At 70.5% G+C, this 21,240-nt stretch carries 15 protein-coding genes and 1 pseudogene; 8 read left to right on the plus strand and 8 right to left on the minus strand.

Annotation, left to right across the window (positions count from 1 at the left end):
- Nucleotides 1-19: 19 nt before the first annotated feature.
- On the minus strand, nt 20-1,597 hold the full coding sequence (arfA, locus tag ACWDZ7_RS13850; RefSeq protein WP_451796896.1) for an arabinosylfuranosidase ArfA: 1,578 nt from the start codon (nt 1,595-1,597) through the stop codon (nt 20-22).
- A gap of 113 nt (nt 1,598-1,710) precedes the next feature.
- Nucleotides 1,711-4,206 (minus strand): alpha-L-arabinofuranosidase C-terminal domain-containing protein, encoded by a 2,496-nt coding sequence (locus tag ACWDZ7_RS13855; RefSeq protein WP_451796897.1) that lies wholly within the window; start codon nt 4,204-4,206, stop codon nt 1,711-1,713.
- Nucleotides 4,207-4,426: 220 nt separating this feature from the next.
- Between ACWDZ7_RS13855 and ACWDZ7_RS13860 the strand changes: the two genes are divergently transcribed.
- Genes ACWDZ7_RS13860 through ACWDZ7_RS13870 form a run of 3 tightly spaced genes read left to right on the plus strand, consistent with a single transcriptional unit; the run spans nt 4,427 to nt 7,553 of the window.
- Nucleotides 4,427-5,767: an extracellular solute-binding protein gene (locus ACWDZ7_RS13860; RefSeq protein WP_451796898.1), complete on the plus strand. Its 1,341-nt coding sequence runs from the start codon at nt 4,427-4,429 to the stop codon at nt 5,765-5,767.
- 41 nt (nt 5,768-5,808) lie between these two features.
- On the plus strand, nt 5,809-6,711 hold the full coding sequence (locus ACWDZ7_RS13865; RefSeq protein ID WP_451797089.1) for a carbohydrate ABC transporter permease: 903 nt from the start codon (nt 5,809-5,811) through the stop codon (nt 6,709-6,711).
- Nucleotides 6,708-7,553, plus strand: a complete 846-nt coding sequence (locus ACWDZ7_RS13870; RefSeq protein WP_451796899.1) for a carbohydrate ABC transporter permease — start codon at nt 6,708-6,710, stop codon at nt 7,551-7,553. The genes ACWDZ7_RS13865 and ACWDZ7_RS13870 overlap by 4 nt, the downstream gene beginning before the upstream one ends.
- A gap of 94 nt (nt 7,554-7,647) precedes the next feature.
- Here the strand turns inward: ACWDZ7_RS13870 and ACWDZ7_RS13875 are convergent, their stop codons facing one another.
- From ACWDZ7_RS13875 to ACWDZ7_RS13895, 5 genes are all read right to left on the minus strand, one after another.
- The gene (locus ACWDZ7_RS13875) at nt 7,648-8,478 is read right to left on the minus strand and encodes a pectate lyase (protein ID WP_451796900.1); all 831 of its coding nucleotides are present in this window, start codon (nt 8,476-8,478) and stop codon (nt 7,648-7,650) included.
- A 69-nt stretch (nt 8,479-8,547) separates the two neighbouring features.
- Entirely contained in the window at nt 8,548-9,375 is an 828-nt protein-coding gene (locus ACWDZ7_RS13880; protein ID WP_451796901.1) for a hypothetical protein, read from the minus strand.
- The gene (locus tag ACWDZ7_RS13885) at nt 9,372-9,923 is read right to left on the minus strand and encodes a SigE family RNA polymerase sigma factor (protein WP_451796902.1); all 552 of its coding nucleotides are present in this window, start codon (nt 9,921-9,923) and stop codon (nt 9,372-9,374) included. The genes ACWDZ7_RS13880 and ACWDZ7_RS13885 overlap by 4 nt, the downstream gene beginning before the upstream one ends.
- 79 nt (nt 9,924-10,002) lie before the next feature.
- On the minus strand, nt 10,003-12,288 hold the full coding sequence (gene yicI, locus ACWDZ7_RS13890) for an alpha-xylosidase (RefSeq protein WP_451796903.1): 2,286 nt from the start codon (nt 12,286-12,288) through the stop codon (nt 10,003-10,005).
- On the minus strand, nt 12,285-15,185 hold the full coding sequence (locus ACWDZ7_RS13895; protein WP_451796904.1) for a glycoside hydrolase family 3 C-terminal domain-containing protein: 2,901 nt from the start codon (nt 15,183-15,185) through the stop codon (nt 12,285-12,287). The genes yicI and ACWDZ7_RS13895 overlap by 4 nt, the downstream gene beginning before the upstream one ends.
- A gap of 287 nt (nt 15,186-15,472) precedes the next feature.
- Here ACWDZ7_RS13895 and ACWDZ7_RS13900 point away from each other — a divergent pair, with 287 nt between their 5' ends.
- The 5 genes and pseudogenes from ACWDZ7_RS13900 to ACWDZ7_RS13920 all read left to right on the plus strand — a co-directional run bounded on the left by ACWDZ7_RS13900 (nt 15,473) and on the right by ACWDZ7_RS13920 (nt 20,058).
- Nucleotides 15,473-17,149 (plus strand): extracellular solute-binding protein, encoded by a 1,677-nt coding sequence (locus ACWDZ7_RS13900; RefSeq protein ID WP_451796905.1) that lies wholly within the window; start codon nt 15,473-15,475, stop codon nt 17,147-17,149.
- 1 nt (nt 17,150) lies between these two features.
- On the plus strand, nt 17,151-18,167 hold the full coding sequence (locus ACWDZ7_RS13905; RefSeq protein WP_451796906.1) for an ABC transporter permease: 1,017 nt from the start codon (nt 17,151-17,153) through the stop codon (nt 18,165-18,167).
- Nucleotides 18,164-19,090 carry a carbohydrate ABC transporter permease gene (locus ACWDZ7_RS13910; protein ID WP_451796907.1) on the plus strand — a complete coding sequence of 309 codons (927 nt, stop codon included), beginning with the start codon at nt 18,164-18,166 and terminating at the stop codon, nt 19,088-19,090. The genes ACWDZ7_RS13905 and ACWDZ7_RS13910 overlap by 4 nt, the downstream gene beginning before the upstream one ends.
- Before the next feature lie 8 nt (nt 19,091-19,098).
- Nucleotides 19,099-19,725 (plus strand): annotated as a pseudogene (locus ACWDZ7_RS13915) (beta-galactosidase); the annotation flags it as partial.
- A gap of 141 nt (nt 19,726-19,866) precedes the next feature.
- Entirely contained in the window at nt 19,867-20,058 is a 192-nt protein-coding gene (locus ACWDZ7_RS13920) for a Beta-galactosidase C-terminal domain (RefSeq protein WP_451797090.1), read from the plus strand.
- On the opposite strand, the gene ACWDZ7_RS13925 is transcribed toward ACWDZ7_RS13920, so the two are convergent.
- A complete protein-coding gene (locus tag ACWDZ7_RS13925; RefSeq protein ID WP_451796908.1) occupies nt 20,040-21,230 on the minus strand; it encodes a S8 family peptidase in 1,191 nt (396 codons plus the stop codon). The two genes, ACWDZ7_RS13920 and ACWDZ7_RS13925, sit on opposite strands and share 19 nt — an antisense overlap.
- Nucleotides 21,231-21,240 lie beyond the last annotated feature (10 nt).

The following is a 21,240-nucleotide window of genomic DNA, read 5'->3' on the forward strand; positions in this document are numbered from 1 at the left end:
CGGGCCTCCTTGGCCGAGGTCAGCACAGTCTGATCATGTTCCAGGAGAGGGGCTCCAGCGTGGCGGTCAGGGTGCCGTCCCGCAGCTCCGTGCCCGGCACGTCGTGCGGGGTGACGCGCTCCTGGTCGTCCAGGGTGTTGCGGGCCTCCGGGTCGGCGTCGGCGACGGCGCTGTGCTCGACGACCGACATCAACTCCAGCCCCGCGAACACGACTTCGAGCGGCAGGGGCTCCGTCTGGCCGCGGTTGACGGCGAAGACGGTGACGGTGCCGTCCTCGGCGCGTACCGCCGTGGCGTGCAGCAGCGCCACCTCGCCGAACTTCGCCGTGTCGTACGTCGGTGAGTCCACGCGGACGTCGAGGACCCGGCCGCGGCCGTGCCGGGATGCCTGCGCGAAGGGGAAGAACGTCGTCTGGCGCCAGGCCGGGCCGCCGGGCTCGGTGAGGATCGGCGCGATGACGTTGACGAGCTGGGCGAGGCAGGCGACGGTGACCCGGTCGGCGTGCCGCAGCAGGGCGATGAGCAGGGAGCCGAAGACGACGGCGTCGGTGACGGTGTAGTTGTCCTCCAGGAGGCGCGGGGCCTCCTGCCAGTCCTCGTCGGGCCGCAGGGCGGTGCGCCGCTGGTACCAGACGTTCCACTCGTCGAAGGAGAGGTTGATCCGCTTCTTGGACTTGAGCCGGGCGCCCACATGGTCGCAGGTCGCGAGGACATTCTCGATGAAGGACTCCATGTCGACGGCCGAGGCGAGGAACGAGTCGCGGTCGCCGTCGATCTCCTCGTAGTAGGCGTGCAGCGAGACGTGGTCGACGAGGTCGTACGTCTCGGCGAGGACGGTCGCCTCCCAGGCCGCGAAGGTCTCCATGGACTGCCCGGAGGAGCCGCAGGCGACGAGTTCCAGGGACGGGTCGATCTGCCGCATGGCGCGGGCCGTCTCGGCGGCGAGGCGCCCGTACTCCTCGGCGGTCTTGTGCCCGGTCTGCCAGGGGCCGTCCATCTCGTTGCCGAGGCACCAGAGCCTGATGCCGTAGGGGCCCTTGTCGCCGTGGGCGGCGCGCAGGTCCGAAAGAGCCGTGCCCGAGGGGTGGTTGGCGTACTCCTGGAGTTCGAGGGCCTCGGCCACTCCCCTGGTGCCCAGGTTGACGGCCATCATCGGCTCCGCCTGCGGGCCGACGCCGCGGACGAAGCGCACGAACTCGGAGAGCCCGAAGCGGTTGCTCTCCGTGGAGCGCCAGGCGAGGTCGAGGCGGCGCGGCCGTTCGTCGACGGGGCCGACGGAGTCCTCCCACTTGTATCCGGAGACGAAGTTGCCCCCGGGGTAGCGGATGGCGGTGACGCCCAGCTCGCGGACCAGGTCGAGGACGTCGCCGCGCAGGCCCGCCTCGTCGGCCGTGGGGTGGTCCGGCTCGTGGATCCCGGTGTAGACGCAGCGGCCGAGGTGTTCGACGAAGGAGCCGAAGAGGCGGGGGTCGACGTCGCCGACGGCGAAGTCCGGGTGGACGGTGAAGCGGGCGGTACGGACGGGAGAGGCGGGAGAGGCGGGAGAGGCGGGAGAGGCAGGAGAGGCGGTACGGGCGGGGCGGTCGGGACGCGTCATGGGCGGTTCCTCAACAGGTCGGCTGCTCTGGAGCGGTGATGCGCGCGGGGGTCGGCGGCGGGCCGGCCGCACAGGCTCAGGAAGAGTGACCTGTGCGGCCGGCCCGGACTCCGTCAGTCGGTCTTGATCCTCATGAACGTCACGGAATGGGCGGGGAAGGTGTACGAGAAGGAGTCGTCGACCCCGTCGAGGACCGATTCGACGGGCTTCACCGGCGCCCTGTCCTTCGTGTTCTCGGCGGCCGGGTCCGCGGTCAGCGTGGTCACCCGGGCCTTCGGGGAGACCTTCACCTGCCGGCCGAGGTCGACCTTCGTACGCGCCTGCTCCGCCTGGGCGTTGACGACCTTCACGATGAGGTCACCGGTCGCCTTGTCGCGCGTGACGACCTGGCGGAACGGTTCGGCGGGCTTGTCGTCGGTGAAGGAACCCCACTTCTTGCCGTCGAGGTAGAGCGTCACCTGACGGCCGCGCACCTCGACGCGGAGGTCGTAGGCGCGGCCCGCCTCGATCCTGGTGGAGTCCTGGATCACCGTCTGCTTGGCGCCGCCGACGGTCTTCTCGACGGCGGACTGGGTGTTGTTCCAGCCGCCGAGGTTCCACCAGTAGTGGTTGCCGGTGTCCTTGACGCCGAAGGCGACCATGAAGCCTTCCTTGCCGGACTTCTTGGTGGCCCTCACCTTCAGGTCGTAGTTCTGCCAGCCCTTGTCGCCCGCGGTGACCAGGGTGTTCTCGGCGGCCTCGTCGGACTGGACGTACGCGCCGTCCTCGACGGCCCACTCGCCCCTGCCCGCCGCCTCGGCCCACTTGCCGTCACCGGCGGAGAAGTCGTCGGAGAACAGCGGCTTTCCGTCCGCGTCCGTGACCGAGACGTCGTCGTACGAGGCGCTGGTCGCCCAGGTGGACAGGCCGACGGCGCCGGTGATCGGGCCCGATGTGGCGGGGGTGCCGGACGACCTGGACGGCACGACCTCGTCGCCGACGTTGCGCATGAAGAGCTTCTGCGTCTCGTAGTTGGCCGAGCCCCACGACTGGTCGTTGTCGTACCAGATCATGTTCGGCTTCCACTGCACGTAGTCCTCGTTGGCGAGCAGCGGGGCGTACGAGGCGAGCTTCACGACGTCCGCGTTGCGCTCCAGGCCGGTCATGAACGCGGCTTCGGAGAGAGCGTTGCCGAAGGTGTTGCCCTGTGAGGCGTACTCACCGAGGAAGACCTTGGGACCGCGCCGGTCGTAGGAGTCGTAGCGGTCGTTGTTCTCCAGGAACCACTGCGGGCTGTTGTAGTAGTGCTCGTCGACCATCGCGACGTTCGCGTCGCGGTTGAGCTGCCAGGCCTTGTCGAACACCGGACCGCTGTCGTCGGGGCCGGAGTTGGAGATGACGGTGATCTCCGGGTGCTCGGCCTCGATGGCGGTACGGAACTCCTTGAAGCGGGTGAAGAACTCCTCGGGGAGGTTCTCCTCGTTGCCGACTTCGAGGTGGGTGAGGCCGAACGGCTTGGGGTGGCCCATCCGTGCGCGCTTCCTGCCCCATTCGCTGCTCACCGGGCCGTTGGCGAACTCGATGAGGTCGAGGGTGTCCTGGATGTGCCGCTTGAGCAGGGCAGGGTCGTCGGTGGCCTTGTTCTGGCCGCAGCCGGTCACCAGGGCGGGCACGACGGGCAGCGGCATGGCGCCGGTGTCCTCGGCGTACTGGAAGTACTCGTAGTAGCCGAGCCCGTAACTCTGGTTGTAGCCCCAGAAGTTGGCGTTCGTGGCGCGCTGCTCGACCGGGCCTATGGTGTCCTTCCACTGGTAGGAGCGGCTGCGCTGCCAGCCCGACTTCTCGTCGTACGCCTCGTGGCTGCCGGTGTTGACCAGGCACCCGCCGGGGAAGCGCAGGAAGCCGGGCTTCAGGGCGGCGATCTTCTCGGCCAGGTCCTTGCGCAGGCCGTTCTCGCGGCCCTTGTAGGTGTCGCGGGGGAAGAGGGAGATCATGTCGAGCGCGGCGGGGGCGCCCGAGGCGACCGTCAGCCGGCCGGCGGCTGAGGTGCGGGTGGCGGTGAAGGTCGCCTTGTACTTGGCCCAGCCGCCGCGCGCGGTGACGCGGTGGGCGGCGGCCAGCTCGCCCGACGCGTCGTGCAGCGTGAGGGTGAGCGGCGCGCCGGCGCGGTCCGCGCGGGCCCAGACGGAGAAGTCGTAGCGCTTGCCCTTCTGGACTGCGATGCCGGTGTTGTAGCCGGAGTTGGTGACGGCCGAACCGGTCTCCAGGGAGAGGTAGTTGCGGTTGCGTTCGTTCAGCCGGCCGCCGTCGTTGACGACCTTGGCGGCGCCCTTGGTGTCCCACGAGGTCAGCGGCGTGTAGGACCGGTTGTCGGCGGGCTCGTACTCGAAGGACCTGTTCTGGACCAGCTCGGCGTAGAGGCCGCCGTCGGCCGCCCGGTTGATGTCCTCGTAGAAGACGCCGTACATCGAGTCGTCGATCTTCGCGCCGGTGCCGGTCGCGTCGACGTCGATCGTGTAGTCGGTCGGCTCGGCCGCCGCGCTGGGGACCCCGGCGAGCGTGCCGGCCAGCAGGGCTCCGGCGGTGAGACCTGCGACGGCGAGAGCGAGTCTCCCTCGTCTGTGTGCCACGTCATCCCCATCTGTTCGAAATATCAGACATTGATCAGCACTTCGAACGGAAACTTAGGAACCCGAGGGAGCCACGTCAACGTCTGGGACCAACCCTGCGCAAAGCGTTGACGCGACGGAAGTTGGACTCTACGGTCCGTTCGAACTGACGAGCAGCATTCGATATCCCGAACATGCGTCGTTTCGAACACTTCCGTCTCAGAGAGAGGGACGAGCCGCCGTGCCTCCACCCCTACCGAGCCGCCGCGGCGTGCTCGGCGGTCTCGGAGCGCTCGCCGTCGCGGGCAGCTTCGGCGTCGCCGCATCGGGCCGTGGCGCCTCCGCCATCGCCTCGGACGCCGACGTACGCGTCCGCTACTGGAACCTCTTCAGCGGCGGCGACGGCGTCAACATGATCGCCATGCTGGACGCGTTCCGGCGGTCCAACCCCCGTGTGGAGGTGAAGGATTCGACGCTCCAGTGGGGAAATCCGTACTACACGAAGCTGGCCATGGCGGCCGCCGGCCGCCGCGCCCCCGACCTCGCCGTGATGCACCTGGGCCGCATCCCGGGCTTCGCGCCCGGCAGGCTCCTCGACCCCTGGGACGTGGAGCTGCTCGCCCGGTACGGCGTGCGCGAGGCGGACTTCGACCCACTGCTGTGGAGGCGCGCCGTCATCGACGGCAAGCTCTACGGCCTGCCGCTCGACATCCACGCCCAGCTCTGCTTCTACCGCCGTGACGTGTGCGGGAAGGCGGGGCTGCTCGGCGGGAACGGTCAACTGGCCGCAGCCACCTCCCCCGAGGAGTGGTTCAAGATGCTGGGCGCCGCCAAGAAGGCCACCAAGGGCGGGCTCCAGACCCTCGGCATGAAGGCCAACGAACCCAACTTCAGCTGGTGGTTCTTCCTCTCCTTCTACACCCAGCTCGGCGGCACCTGTCTGAGCGCAGACGGCCGGGACGTCACCTTCGACACCGACAAGGCCGCCGAGGTCCTGGAGTTCCTGCGGCAGCACGTCACCGACGGCTACACCACGCCGGTCGGCATCGCCGACGGCGAGATGTTCATCAACGGCTCCCCCTTCACCTGGGAGGGCAACTGGTCCGTCCCCGTCTTCGGCGGCGCGGAACTCGACTACGGCGCCACCCCGCTCCCGCCCGTCTTCGGCAGGGCCGCCACCCATGCCGAGTCGCACTGCTTCGTCCTCCCCCACCAGGAAGAGCGCGGCGGGCCCACCGACGAGGCCGCCCACCAGCTGGCCGCGTACGTCGTCCGGCACGCCCTGGACTGGGCGCGGGGCGGCCATATCCCCGCCTACAAGCCGTCGTTGGAGGACGCCGACTACCGGGCGCTGAGACCGCAGTCCGAGTACGTGTCCGCCATGGACCACATGGCGGTCGAGCCGCACGTGTGGTTCGCGGGCTCCACCGGCACCCTCGCCCAGCGCGTCGGTCCCGTCGTCGCCGCCTCCAACTCCGGTTCCGCGAGGCCCGACGCCACGGCCCGGCGGATGCGGGGCGTCTTCGAGAGGCTGCTCGCGATGAAGGACCCCATGACCACGGGAGCAGGTTCCGCCGCATGAGCGCCGTCGACACCGCCCTGCGGCCGCCCGCCGCACGCCCCATGACCACCGCCCACGCCGATTCGGCGCGGGCCCGCCTGGCCCGCCGCTTCCAGCACGGCGGCTGGTTCGTCGCCCCCTTCCTCGTCCTGTTCGCGCTGTTCGTGCTGGTGCCGATCGGGCGCGGGGTGTGGCTGAGCCTCACCGACGCCAACATCTCCGGTACGGGCGAGCGCTTTGTGGGCCTCGACAACTACCGGGAGGCCCTCGACACCCCGCTGATGTGGGAGTCGCTGGGCCACAGCGCGTACTTCACACTGCTCGTGGTGCCGTGCATCGTCCTGCTGGCCTTCCTCCTCGCCATGCTCGCCCACCACATCGAGCGCGCCAAGTGGCTGTGGCGGCTCTGCTTCTTCGCGCCGTTCCTGCTGCCGTCCACCGTCGCCGCGAACCTCTGGCAGTGGCTGTTCAACCCCGGCACCGGAATGATCAACCACGTCTTCGGCCTGGACACGCCCTGGCTGACCCAGAAGTCCACCGCCATGCTCGCCGTGGTCATCACCACCCTGTGGTGGACGGTCGGCTTCAGTTTCCTGCTGTTCCTCGCCGCGCTGCAGAACATCCCGCGGCACCTGTACGAGGCCGCATCCCTGGACGGCGCGAACGCCTGGCAGCGCGTGGTGCACATCACCCTGCCGATGCTGCGCACCATCACCGGCCTCGTCATCACCCTCCAGGTCCTCGCCTCACTCCAGGTCTTCGACCAAGTCGTGGTGATGCAGGACTTCGGGCCCGGCCCCGAGGAATCGACCCGGACCTTCGTGCAGTACACCCTCGAAGAGGGCTTCACCAGCTACCGCGTGGGCTTCGCCTCCGCGGTCTCCATCATCTTCTTCGCGCTGATCGCGGCCGTCGCCCTCGGCCGCATGTGGCTGCTGCGCAAGCGCGAGGAGGGTGTGCGATGAGCGAGGGACGTGCGATGAGGAAGTGGACCGCGGGGCAGATCGTGCTCACGGGTCTGGGTACCGTCGTCTCGGCGGTGTGGCTGTCGCCCCTGCTGTGGGCGCTGTTCACCTCCCTGAAGTCGGAGACCGAGGCCGTCGCCGTGCCCACCCACTGGGTGCCGGAGGACTTCACGTTCCAGGCGTGGCGGGCCATCTTCGGGACCGGCAACATCACCAACTGGTTCGTGAACTCCGTCGTCGTCTCGGTCTGCGTCACCTTCGTCGTGGTGCTGGTGAGCGCGCTCGCCGGGTACGGTTTCGCACGCACCGAGTTCCGCGGCAAGAACGCGCTGCTCGGCCTGGTCATGGCGGGCCTCATGGTGTCGCCCGCGGTGCTCGGCGTGCCGCTGTTCAGCACCGTCCAGTCGATGGGGATGGTCGACACGTACTGGGGGATGATCCTGCCGCAGTGCGCGCCGGCCGCGATGGTCTACATCCTCCACAAGTTCTTCCAGGGCATCCCGAGGGAGCTGGAGGAGGCGGCCTTCATCGACGGCGCCGGGCGCTGGCGGGTCTTCTTCACCGTCGTGCTGCCGCTGTCGCGGCCGTCCCTCGCGGCGGTCGGGATCTTCACCTTCATCGCGTCGTGGAACAACTTCCTGTGGCCCTACATGGTGACCAACAACCCCGACCTGATGACCATGCCGAACGGCATCGCGACGGTCATGAACTCCTACGGCATCCAGTGGGCGCAGCTGATGGCGGGCGGCCTGATGGCGGGGCTCCCGCTGATCGTCGTCTTCGTCTTCTTCCAGCGCCAGATCGTCGCCGGCGTGGCGCACACCGGCCTGGCCGGGCAGTGACGTCCGCCCCGCGCGGAGTGCGCGCACGCGGAGTGCGCGAAGGACGCCCCGCCGGGTTCCGCCGGCGGGGCGTCCTCATACGCGTGGTCCGGGCCTACTTGTAGGTGATGTCCGACGCCGTGAACTTGCAGTACGTGCCGTCCGGGCCGTTGCCCGTCTCGACCGGCTCGTCACCGGTGTTGTTGCCGGTGAAGCGTACGCAGGTCCTGATCTTCTTGTTGCTGTCGCCGTGGACGCGGATGCCGCGCAGCGCGGCGGTGTCACCGTAGTTGGTGTTGATGCCGACGATCGACTTGCCGGGGGCGGTGATGTCGGTGTCGTTGATGATGACGTTGCGCTGGTACTGCTTGGAGCAGTTGCCGCAGGTCCGTACGAGCTTGCCGAAGTCGGAGACCTGGAACTTGTTGACGACCAGCTTGCCCGCGCCGTTGAACTGGAAGACCTTGTCGTCGGCCTTCTTCGCGCCACCGCCCTGGACGGCGTACGTGGAGCCCGCCGAGGTCCCCTTGAACGTGGCCGCGTCCTCGCCGACATCCTCCCACCACACGTTCTGCAGCGTGCAGCTGCCCTGGCAGTGGATGCCGTCGGCGGCGGGCGCGCCGATGATGACGTTCTTCAGGGTCGCCCCGTCCTTCAGCTTGAAGATCGGGTCCTGGCCCTCGTTCTGGCCGTCACCGCCCAGCTCGCCGCTGCCGTAGTAGCGCTTGAGGCCGCCGTCACGGGTGCCGGAGACCTCGATGGTCTTCGGCACCGCCTGCTGGCCCTTGGCCTCCGGCCATGCGGTGGCCGCTCCCGCCGTCGACATGAGGGAGGTGGTGACGAGGGCGGCGCCGGTCAGGCCGAGTGCGGCGACACCGCCGATGACGGCGCGGCGGCGGGTGCGGCTGCGACGGTGGCGTACGGACCCGTTCGCGGTTGAAGTCATGTCCGGATTCCTTCGGTGGACAGAAGTGTGCGTCTTCTGGTCGCCACCGCGCGGCAAAGGGTTGCCGCCTCAGAGAAAGTCACCTCGCCATTCGGTGCGCTCGTCCGAGGTGGCCGCCCGGACCGTGTACCGGTCGGCGTGCGCGTCCCGCTGCCCCTCGGGGTGGTTGTACTGCCCGGCGAAGACATGCCGGCCGGCCTGTACGGTCCGCCCCGCCTTGAGCGTCCACCGGTAGACGAGGGAGCCGCCCCGCTCCGTCACCGTCACGTCGAAGTCGTCGACGGGCAGCGTGCGCCAGTTGCCGGTGTCGGCGACCTTGCCGGCGCGGGCGACGCGCAGCTCGACGGTGAGCGCGGTCAGCGGCTTCTTCGCCTTGACGGTGATGTCGCTCTGCGACCAGTACGTGCTGGAGCCGGGGTCGATCGAGCCGTCCGCCCACAGCAGTTCGGCCGCGGGCACGGTCTTGGGGCCGCGCGGCGGATCCGCGGGCTCGGACGGCTTGTGGGGCTTGTGGGGCTTCGGGACGCCGGATGTGGGCCGTGGCGGGGGCGGGGCGGGGGTGCGGCCGTGCTCCGTGGCGGCGGGGGGCGCGTCCGGTGTCGAACTCGTGGCGACGGACCGCGGGTCCGGGTCGTCGCCGCGCAGCGCCGAGGCCACGCCGTACCCGGCGACCGCGCAGACACCGGCCACGGCGGCGGTCGCGGTCACCACGCGCAGCCAGGACGCGCCCGCCCGATGGGGCGGCTTCGGCCGGTGCGGCCGTTTCGGCCGGCGCTCGGGCCGCTCCCGGGCCGTCATGCCCTGCTCGATGCGGGCGAGCATCCGCTCGCGGTCGGGCCGGTGCGCCTGGGCTGCGCCGCGCAGCTTCCTGCGCACTTCCTTGTCGTCGTCCCTCATGTGCTTCCCCCCGTGTCCACCGTGACCGCGCGCACCTGTTGCCAGGCGGTGTGGGGACCGAGGCGTCGTTGCAGCTCGGCCACTCCCTTCGACGTCTGGCTCTTCACCGTACCCACCGAGACTCCCAGGGCCTGCGCGGTGTCCTTCTCGGAGAGGTCGAAGGCGTGCCGCAGCACGACGCAGGCCCGCTTGCGGAAGGGCAGCGCGCGCAGCGCTTCCCTCACGTCGACCACGGCCGGTACGTCCGGGCCGGCCACGTCCTCGCCGCGCCCCGACCAGAAGAGCGTGACGCGGCGGCGTTCGCGGACGGCGCTGCGGATGCGGCTGCGCGCCATGTTGGCGACGACCCCTCGGGCGTACGCGGCCGGGTGGTCGGCGGCGCGCACCCGGTCCCAGCGGTGCCAGAGCGCGAGCAGCGCGTCGGCCGCCAGATCGTCCGCGCCGTCGGCCTCGCCGGTCAACAGGTGTGCCAGGCGGGCGAGTTCGGCGTAGTGCCGCTCGAAGAAGGCATGGAACTCGGCGGCCGCGTCGTCGGCGGCCGAAGGCATGGGTGTCCTCTTTCCCCTGGGCCCGGGAGCGCCGCATACGGCGGGCCCGGGTGCTGTCTCCCTTTCGGAATCGGGCACTCTAGCTGGTCGTTCCGTTTGTGAGGACACCGGGCAGGGTCACCTCCCCCACGCCGTCGGCGACCGCGCGCCCGTCCACCGTGCGCACCTGGAAGGGGCGGCGGGACCCGAGGGCGATGACTCTGACGCCGTCGCCGTGCCGCGTCGCGCGGAAGACCGCCGCGGGCCGTCCTTCGAGGTCGGGCACGGTGACTTCGGTGTCGTACGCCGTGCCGGGGGTGGCGAGCAGGGTGAGGCCGTCGAGCCAGTCGCCGTCGGGGCGCTGCTCGTCGGCGCCGAGTGGGAGCAGCGCACCCGGTCGTACGTACAGGGGGAGGCTGTCGAAGCCGTGGGTCTCGCGACGCCAGCCGGGGCCCTGGACGCTCTCGCCGGTGAGCAGGTGGGTCCACGTGCCTTCGGGGACGTAGAACTCCACGTCGCCGTCGCTCGTGAAGACCGGGGCGACGAGCAGGTCGGGGCCGAGCATGTACTGCCGGTCCAGGGTGCGGCAGGCGGGGTCGTCGGGGAACTCCAGGAGCATCGGCCGCATAACGGGGACACCCGTGCGCTGGGCCTCGGCGGCAGCCCCGTACAAGTAGGGCATGAGCCGGTGCTTGAGCCTGGTGAACTTCCGGGCCACGCCGACCGCTTCGTCGCCGAACGCCCACGGCACCCGGTACGACACGTTGCCGTGCAGGCGGCTGTGCGAGGAGAGCAGGCCGAAGGCGAGCCAGCGTTTGAAGACCGCCGGGTCGGGGGTGCCCTCGAAGCCGCCGATGTCGTGCGACCAGAACCCGAAGCCGCTCAGCGAGAGCGAGAGGCCGCCGCGCAGCGACTCGGCCATGGCGCCGAGCGAGGCGAAGCAGTCGCCGCCCCAGTGGACGGGGAACTGCTGGCCGCCCGCTGTCGCGGACCGCGCGAAGAGCACCGCCTCGCCTGCTCCGCGCTCCTTCTCCAGGAGTTCGAAGACGGTGCTGTTGTAGAGCTGCGTGTAGTAGTTGTGCATGCGTTCGGGGTCGGAGCCGTCATGCCAGACCACGTCGGTGGGGACGCGCTCGCCGAAGTCGGTCTTGAAGCAGTCCACGCCCTGGTCGAGCAGGCCGCGCAGCTTGTCGGCGTACCAGGCGCGGGCGGCCGGGTCGGTGAAGTCGACGAGGGCCATGCCGGGCTGCCACAGGTCCCACTGCCAGATGTCGCCGTTCGGACGCCGCACGAGGTGTCCCGCCTCACGTGCCTCGTCGAACAGTGCCGACTTCTGGGCGATGTACGGGTTGATCCACACGCTGATCCTGAGGCCGCGCTCGCGCAGTCTGCGCAGCATGCCCTCCGGGTCGGGGAAGACGTCCGGGTCCCAGCGGAAGTCGGTCCACTGGTGTTCGCGCATCCAGAAGCAGTCGAAGTGGAAGACGGAGAGCGGGATGTCGCGCTCGGCCATGCCGTCCACGAACGACGTGACCGTCTCCTCGTCGTACGGAGTGCAGAAGGAGGTGGTGAGCCAGAGGCCGAACGACCACGCGGGCGGCAGCGCGGGCCGCCCGGTGAGCGCGGTGTAGCGGCGCAGGACGTCCTTGGGGGTGGGCCCGGCGATGACGTAGTACTCCAGCGTCTGGTCCTCGACGCTGAACTGCACCTGCCCGACGGCCTCGGAGCCGATCTCGTACGACACCTTCCCCGGATGGTTCACGAAGACGCCGTAGCCGCGCGAGGAGAGGTGGAAGGGGATGTTCTTGTACGCCTGCTCGCTGCTGGTGCCGCCGTCGGCCTGCCAGATGTCGACGCTCTGCCCGTTCTTGACGTACGGGGTGAAGCGCTCCCCCAGGCCGTAGACGTACTCACCCACGCCGAGGGCGAGTTGGGCGAGCATATGGTGGGTGCCGTCCGGCGCGGTGGCGAAGGCGGTGCCCCTGCGTTCGACGGCGGTCAGCCGTCGGCCTTCGGCGTCGAGGAACTCCGGCCCCCACGGCTCGTCGGTGTCCAGGCGGAGGGTGAGCGGGCCGCTGACGAGTTCGGTGACACTGCCCTCGCGGACGACGTGACCGGCATTACCGGTGGCATCGATCGCGAACTCCGGCCCGCGCGCGGCCTTCCCGGCGTGGTGGGTGGCCCGGACGCCGATCACGCCCTCGGCGGGCGAGAAGCATTCGACGGTGATGAGCGGCGAGTTGAGGGTGTCGCCGCGCTCGCGCACCTGCTGGACGGCGGCGTACGCGGTGAACCTCCCCTCGCCCTCGCGCACGTCGCGCACCTCGGTGGCGTAGGAGGCGCGCACCCCGTCACGCATCAGCCAGAAGCCGTCGGTGAACTTCATGCGGCGTCCTCCCGTGGTGCGGCGGCGGTGAAGGTGATCCGTGCCAGGCGGACGGGGCCGCGCAGCCGTACGCGCAGATCGCGCACGCCGGACACGGCGAAGTCCGAGACGTTGAGGGTGTAGTGGTACACCCCGCCGGTCGGCGGGACGGTGACGGTGGTGGCGGTGCCGCCCGCGATGAGGTCGACGGCGCCCTCACCCGCTGCCTCGACGGAGACGGTGCCGACTCCGTCCGCGAAGTCGCATCCCTCATAGAGCAGTTCGCCCGCCGCGTCGCCCACGGCACGCACGGCGTCGCCCACCGTCTTCGTCCGGTCGACGATCTCGGTGCCACGCTGCGTGTCGTAACCGCTCGCCGCCAAGCCTGCCCCCAGCACCGGCCTGGCGGCGAGCGGTTCGCCGGTGATCTCGACCGGTGTGACGAGCCGGATGTCCTGGCTGGACGCACCGGCCAGCAGTTCGTACGTGCCTGGGGCCACGGTCCAGCGGTCCTGGCGTACGTCCCAGAAGCCCAGGTCCGCGACGGGCAGCCGGAATTCGAGACGGCGCCAGGCGCCGGGCGCGAGGGGGACGCGGCGGTGCGCGGCCAGTGTCCGGTGCGGCAGGGCGACGGACCCGCGGGGCGCGCGTATGTACAGCTGCGCCACCTCGTCGGCGGCGACGGCCCCGCTGTTGGTGAGGGTGAACGCGACGCGCAGCATCTCGCCGTCGCGCTCGGCGGTCAGGTCCTCGTAGGTGAAGGAGGAGTAGCCGAGGCCGTGCCCGAACGGGTAGAGGGGCGTGCCGTCGAAGTACAGGTACGTCTGCCGGGAGCCGATGATGTCGTAGTCGAGGAGGTCCGGCAGGTCGGTGTCGGCGGCGTACCAGGTCTGCGGCAGGCGGCCGGCCGGGGAGACGTCACCGGCGACGACGCGGGCCAGCGCGGTGCCCGCGGCCTGGCCGCCGTGCGCGGTCCACAGCAGCGCGGGCAGCTCGGCGTGGGCCTCGGCGACCGCGTAGGGGTAGGCGCTGACCAGGGCGAGGGCGGTGCGGGGGTTGGCGGCGCGAGCCGCGCGCCACAGCCGTTCCTGGTGGGGCGGCAGGGCGAGGGTGGTGCGGTCCTGGGTCTCGCGGCCGTTGATGTGGGGATCGTTCCCGGCGACGACGATCACGGTGTCCGCGTCGGCGGCGGCACGGGCCACGGCGTCCCCGCCGCGCTCCACGTACTCGACCGTGAAGAGCGCGGCGCGCTCGGCCGGAAAAGCTTCCCCCTGTGCGGCAACCTTCACGCCGTCGGCGGCGACAGAGACGTACCCACCGGTCCCTGTGTGCCTGAGGAGGTGCCCACCGCCATGCTCGCCCCCGTGTTCCACCAGCGCGAACGTCTCCCGTACTACCCAGCCGCCCGGCTGGTCCGCCGACGCGCGAACGAAGCCGTCGTCGGCGACGGAGAGGTAGCGCCCATCGGGTGCCCGCAGCGTCCAGGCGCCCTCGCCCCAGTCGACGAGGGCGAACTCGGTGGCCGCGGCGGCGTCCGGGCAGACGGTCAGCGGCGGCAGGTCGGTGCGGCCCGCCACGAGCGCCGGGTCGAGGGCGCCGGCGGCCACTGTGGCCTGCGCGGCCGCGGAGGACCCCGGCACCCGCAGCCAGCCCTCCGCACATTTCAGGCGCGCCCGGTCCACGCCCTCGGCGTAGGTCACCCGCTCGGCGCCGAAGCGGGCGCGCAGCCCGTCGAGGACGGTGGCCCGGCGGATCAGGGTGCCGCTGTACCAGTCGGTCTTGCACTCGTCGGCGAGGAGCCCGACGACCGCGACACGGGCACCGTCCCGCGGGGGCGCGAGGGGCAGCAGCCCGTCGTTCTTGAGCAGGACGACGGCCTGCTCGGCGGCCTCGCGGGCCAGCGCCTGGTGTTCGACCGTGTCGAAGTCGCGCGGGCCCGTGGCTCCGTACGGCCCGCCGTCCGGGTCGAACTCGCCGAGCCGCAGGCGCACGGTGAGGTGACGGCGTACCGCCGCGTCGATGTCGGCCTCGGTCAACAGGCCCGTCTCCAGGGCGCGTCGGACGCGGCCGACGGTGATGTGCGGGTCGGTGCCGTGGTCGGTGAAACTGTCCACGCCCGCGACGAGCGCCGCGGCGACGGCCTCCTCATGGGTGTCGAAGTAGCGCTGGGAGTCGACGAGGTTGCTGGGCGCGCCCGCGTCGGAGCAGACGAGCAGCTCTCCGTCCGTCCAGCGCCTCAACTGCTCGCGCAGATAGGGCGATACGTGGTTGGGGCGGCCGTTGACGAGGTTGTAGGCCGGCATCACTCCGGCGACCGCGCCCGCCTCGACGGCGCCGCGGAAGGCGCGCAGATCGTACTCGTGCAGGACGCGCGGGCGGACGGAGGAGTTCGAGGTGTCCCGGCGCGTCTCGTTGTTGTGGGCGAGCCAGTGCTTGAGCACGGGCGCGGTGCGCCAGTGCGTCGGGTGGTCACCGCGCAGGCCGCGGGTGTACGCGGCGGCGAGGGCCGAGGTCAGGTGCGGATCCTCCGCGTAGCCCTCCTCGTTCCTGCCCCACAGCGGGTGGCGCAGGAGGTTCACGGTCGGCGCCCACACGTTGAGGCCGACGCGGTCGTCGCGGGAGCGCATGGCCCGTGTCTCGACGGCGACGGCCTCGCCGACCCTGCGCACCAGGTCGTCGTTCCAGGTCGCGCCGAGCCCGACGGCCTGTGGGAAGACCGTCGCGGGCCCCATCCAGGCGACGCCGTGCAGGGCCTCCTGGCCGGTGCGGAACGCCGCGATGCCGAGCCGGTCGACGGCGGGCGCGAACTGGTGGAGGAGGGTGACGCGTTCGTCGACGGTCAGCCGGGACAGCAGGTCGTCCACGCGCTTGTCCGGCACAAGTCCCGGATCGCGGAACGGCGGCGGGCTCTCGGTCACGTGCGGGTCCCCTCGGCGGACGGTGGAGGAGGAACGTCGTACTCCTCGAAGCGCTTCGATGCTCTTCGTTACCCGAAGCCCATGTCAAGCCGGAGAACGCGGAGCATCCCCAAACCCCGCCGCACAGCACGCGCACACCAACGTCCGCACCTCGCGGGCGAATTCAGAACAGCCCCTTGTTACAGCTCTGGCGTTCACTTAATCTCCCAGCAACATCGAAGCGCTTCGAAAGCCCGACCGGCGGTCACCGCCGGATGTCCGGGCGCGCGCCACGAAGGGTTGACGCAATGACGCCGAACTCCCCCTCCACCGGCTCCGGACCGAACCGGAGAACCTTCCTCGCCTCCTCCGGGCTCGCGGTGCTCGCCGTGGCCGGCGGGGCCCCGCTGCTGACGGCCTGCGGGGGCGGCGGGTCGAGGAACGAGGGCACCACGACGGGGAGGAAGCTCAAGGACCTGCTCCCGGCGTACGTCGCGTCGGACCTCGCCAGCCCGGACATCCCGGCCAAGAACGGCTCGGCCGCGGGTTTCACCAAGGCCCTGCCCGCGGCCGAGCTCAAGACGGCGGTTCCCGAAAAGCTCGGCAAGGGCGGCGAGTTCACCGTCATGGCGCCGATCTGGGGCAACGTGCCCAAGCAGGGCAACCCCTACTGGACCGCGATGGACGAGGCCGCGGGCGTCCGCGTCAAGTGGCGCAACCAGCAGGGCGACACGTACGGCCAGAAGCTGGGCGCGGTCCTCGCCTCCAGCGGCGTACCGGACGCGGTGGTCGTGCCCGGCTGGGAGCTGACCGGCAAGATACCCAGCGCCATCGCCAACAAGTTCGCCGACCTCGGCCCCTACCTGAGCGGCGACAAGGTGAAGGAGTACCCGAACCTCGCCGCGATCCCGACGGGCGCCTGGCAGCGCTCGGTCTTCGGCGGCAAGCTGCGCGGCCTGCCGATGCCCGCCCCCACCGCCCCGAACATCGCGCCCTTCTTCCGCACGGACCTCTTCGAGAAGGAGGGGCTCGAAGCACCGAAGAGCACCGAGGAGTTCTACGGCCTGTGCAAGCAGCTCAACGCCCCCAAGAGCAAGGTGTGGGCGTGCGGCGACATGAGCTGGTCGGCGTTCGCCATCTTCGGTGTGCTGCCGGACAAGCCGTACTACTGGAAGCTCGTCGACGGCAAGCTCGTCCACCGCTACGAGACCGACGAGTACCTCGAAGCCCTGGAGTGGTCCCGCAAGCTCTACTCGGCGGGCTTCGTCCACCCCGACGCGAAGGCGGAGACCGGCAGCATCGGTGACCTGTGCGCCTCCGGCAAGGTCTGGATGTACTGCCAGGACCTCTCCGACTGGTACGGCAAGGCCGCCGTGCAGCGCGTGGACAACAAGAAGTTCCGCATGGAGGCGTTCGACTACTTCGCACCCGACGGCGGGGCACCCACCCTGTACGCGCGGCCGCCCGCCGACATCTGGACGTTCATCAGCGAGAAGGCCGACGACAAGACCGTCCGCGACATCCTCGCCCTCGCCAACTACACGGCGGCGCCCTACGGTTCCAAGGAGCAGCGGCTGCGCATGTACGGCGTCGAGGGCGTCCACCACACCTTCGAGGACGGCGTCCTCACCAAGAACGGCAAGGGCAACAACGAGGTCTTCTCGACGTACGAGTACCTGGCCTCGCCCGCGCCCTTCGTCGCCTACGCCGATCTGCCGGACGTCACCCGGGGCATGGTCGAGTGGCAGCAGCGCCAGGGCGCGCACACGAAGAAGCCGCTCTTCCACGGCATGATGATCATCGAGCCGACGCGGTACACCGAGCTGAACGCCGAGTTCGAGGATCTGGAGAAGGACGTCGTACGCGGCCGCAGACAGGTCTCCGACGTGCGGCGGGCGGCCTCGGACTGGAAGTCGGGGGGCGGCGACAAGCTGCGCGACTGGTACAAGAAGCTGCTCGACGAGACCGGCGACTCGGCGTCCTGACATGGCGCAGAGCACGACTCGTCCCCGCGCCGCGGCCGAGCGGGCACCCGAGCCCGCCGATGCCGCGCCCCCGGCCGAGCGATCCGCGCCCCGCGTCCCGCTCCGTCACCGGCTGCGCCGCGACCGCGTCCTGCTCCTGATGGTGCTGCCCGCGCTGCTGCTCCTGCTCGTCTTCAACTACGTACCGCTGATCGGCAACGTCGTCGCCTTCCAGGACTACGACCCCTACATCGCGGACAACGCGTTCCAGGCGATGTCGCGGAGTCCCTGGATCGGCTTCGAGCACTTCCGGCACATGGTGGAGGACCGGCTGTTCTGGCAGGCGGTCAGGAACACCCTCGCCATCTTCGCGATCCAGCTGACGCTGTTCTTCCCGGTGCCGGTGCTGCTCGCGCTGTTCATCAACAGCTTCGTGCGCCCCCGGGTACGGGCCGTCGCCCAGGCCATCCTCTACCTCCCGCACTTCTTCTCCTGGGTCCTGGTCATCACGGTCTTCCAGCAGATGTTCGGAGGGGCGGGTCTGGTCGCGCAGGTCCTGCGGGACCACGGCCACGACGGCTTCGACCTGATGACCGACCCGGGCCTGTTCAAGTTCCTGGTCACCTTCGAGATGGTCTGGAAGGACGCGGGCTGGGGCGTCATCGTCTTCCTCGCCGCGCTCGCCGCGGTCAGCCCCGACCTGTACGAGGCGGCGGCGATGGACGGCGCGAACCGCTGGCGGCGCATGTGGCACATCCAGCTGCCGGCGCTGCGCCCGGTCGTGGCCCTGCTCCTCGTCCTCCAGGTCGGCAACGCGCTCACCGTCGGCTTCGAACAGATCCTGCTCCAGCGCACGGCGGTGGGCCCCACGGCGTCCGAAGTCCTCGACACGTACGTCTGGAACACCGGCCTGGACAACGGCAACTTCGGCTACGGCGCCGCCATCGGCATCGTCAAGGGCGTCTTCGGCCTCCTGATGGTGCTCGGCGCCAACAAAGCCGCCCACCTCATGGGCGAGCAGGGGGTGTACAAGCGGTGAGCGTGCTCGACTTCGGCATCAAGCCGGGCAGCCGCACGGGTCTGCGGCCGGTGTGGGAGGAGCCGCCGACCCGGGCCGGGCTCGCCACCAAGGGCGTGACGCTGTCCCTGGTCTGCCTTGCCGTCCTCTTCCCGGTGTGGGTGGTGGTCGTCACCAGCCTCTCCTCGGTGAGGACGATCACCGAGACGGGCGGCCTGGTGGTGATCCCCCGGGGCGTCACCTTCATCCACTACCAGGAGCTGCTCGGCGGCGGCCAGGTCTCGCGGGCCACGCTGGTCAGCGTGGGCGTCACGGTCGTCGGCACGCTCTTCAGCATGGTGGTGTCGGTGCTGTGCGCGTACGGCCTCTCGCGCCCGGGGTCCGTGCTGCACCGCCCCATCCTGCTGCTGATCGTCGCCACGATGTTCTTCGGGGCCGGGCTGATCCCCACCTATCTGGTGGTGCAGGGCCTCGGCCTCACCGACACCTATCTGTCGCTGATCCTGCCGAGCGCGTTGAACGTCTTCAACATCCTCGTCCTGCGGGCGTTCTTCATGGGCACGGCGCAGGAGCTGATCGAGAGCGCCCGCATCGACGGGGCCGGGGACCTGCGCATCCTGTGGCGGATCGTCATGCCGCTGTCCCGCGCGGTGCTCGCGGTGATCACGCTCTTCTACGCGGTGGGGTACTGGAGCGCGTGGTTCAACGCCTCGATCTACCTCAGCGACCCGGACATGATGCCGTTGCAGAACGTCATGCAGCAGCTGGTGATCAAGCAGCAGCGGCCCACGGGCCTCAGCCAGGCGATCAACACCGGACACCTGTCGCCGCTCGCCATCCAGATGGCCGTGATGGTCCTGGCGCTGCTCCCGGTCGCCGTCCTGGCGCCGTTCGTGCAGCGGCATTTCAAGCAGGGCATGCTCACCGGCGCGGTGAAGGGCTGATGCGGACGATGCCTTCCCTGAACGACACCGCGCGCGGCCGGATCCTGTTCGGCGGCGACTACAACCCCGAGCAGTGGCCCGAGGAGATCTGGGCGAAGGACGCGCGCCTGATGCGGGAGGCCGGGGTCAACTCCGTCACCCTCGGCGTGTTCTCCTGGGCGAAGCTCGAACCCCGGCCGGGCGTACGGGTCTTCGGCTGGCTGGACCGGCTGATGGATCTGATGCACGGGCACGGCATCGGCGTGGTCCTCGCCACGCCGACCTCCTCTCCCCCGCCGTGGCTGGGCCGGCTCCACCCCGAGACGCTGCCGCGCGACGAGAACGGGCAGGTGGAGTGGTGGGGCTCGCGCCAGCACTTCGCGCACTCCAGCGCCGTCTACCGCCGGTACGCCGCCGCCATCACCGAGGACCTGGCGGCGCGCTACGCCCACCACCCCGCGCTCACGATGTGGCACATCAACAACGAGTACTGCACCTACGACTGGGGCGACGAGGCGGCGGCCGCGTTCCGCCGCTGGCTCCAGGGCCGGTACGGTTCACTGTCGTCGCTCAACTCCGCCTGGGGCAGCGCCTTCTGGGGCCAGGACTACGACGCCTGGGAGGGGGTCCTGCCGCCGCGCCGCGCCCACCAGCTGCCCGCGGTGCTCCGCCGGGGCCGCGCCTGGTACGTCTCCACGCTCCCCGAACCGTCCGCCCTGCGCGATCTGCTCACCCGAGCCGCGGCACAGGCAGGCGCACGGCCTCCCCTCGACGGGCTTCCCCGGCAAGTCGAGGCCGTGCGCCGCGGCGCCCTGCTGTTCCTCCTTCACCACGGGCGCGGCGAGGTGAGCGTCGCGGTGCCCGGACGCCACCGCGAACTCCTGACCGGCCGGACGGTCGAGGGGACGATCAGCCTCGGGCGGTACGCGGTGGCCGTCCTGGAGGAGGCCGTGCGGTCAGAGGCCGGCGGTCAGAGGCCGGCGGTCTGAACGAGGCGGTTCGGGGAGGACTTGGTCACCGTGAGGACGTCCTTCACCGACTTGTCGAGAATCCAGGTGGACACCTGGCCGGGGGTCGCCGACGGATAGTGCGACTTGAGGAGGGCGGCCACACCGGCGACGTGGGGACTGGCCATGGACGTGCCGTTCAGCGCCGTGCTCCCGCCGCCGAGCCTGGCCGAGACGATGGCGGCTCCGGGCGCGTAAATGTCCAGGCATGGGCCGTAGTTGGAGAAACTGGTCTCCTGGTCCCGGTGTTCGGTGGCCCCCACGGTGAGGACCCGGTCGGCGCTCGCGGGCGAGACGTTGCACGCGTCGGCCGATTCATTGCCCGCGGCGATCACTGGCAGGACGCCACGGTCCGAGAGCGCGGTGGCGGCCTGGTTGAGGGCGTCGCTCCGCGGGCCGCCGAGGGAGCCGTTGAGGACCGCGGGCTGCCTGGCGTTCTTCGCCACCCAGTCCATGCCGGCGATCATCCCGGCGAACGAGCCCCTTCCGTCGCAGCCGAGGACACGGACGCTGACCAGGCCCGCCTGCCGGGCCACTCCGAAGTTCGCCCCGGCGACGGTCCCCGAGACGTGCGTGCCATGGCCGTTGCAGTCCTGGCCGTTCCTGCCGTCGCCCATCGCGTCGAAGCCGGGCCTGGCACGGCCGCCGAACTCCGTGTGGCCGTAGTCGATGCCGGTGTCGAGGATGTACGCCGTGACGCCGGCGCCGGTGCTGTCGACGTTGTACTGCTGGTTGAGCGGGAGGTAGGGCTGGTCGATGCGGTCGAGGCCCCAGCTGGCGGCCGGGATGCGCTCCGCACGCCGCGGGTCGGCGGTGACCACCGCGTCCTGCTCGACGGCCGCCACGTCCGGAAGGCCGCGTACGGCCGCGAGCTGGGTCGCGTCGAGCTTGGCCGCGAAGCCGTTCAGCACACGCTCGTACTCGTGGAGCGGGGTGACGCCGACCTGCCGGGTGACCTTGGTGGCCGTCGCGGCGGTGTCGGACCTCAGGGTGACGATGTACTGGTCCGGGATGGGCGCCGACGTGGTGCGCAGTGGTGCGGGGGTGGAGCGCGCGGGCTCCTTCGGGCTCGGCTGGGCGGCCGCGGGCGGGACGGCGGCGAGGGGGAGCAGCAAGATCAGCGCCGCGCAAGCACAGCGGGCGGAGAGCCTCATTTAGTACTCC

It is taken from the genome of Streptomyces sp. NPDC003032 (assembly GCF_053591415.1).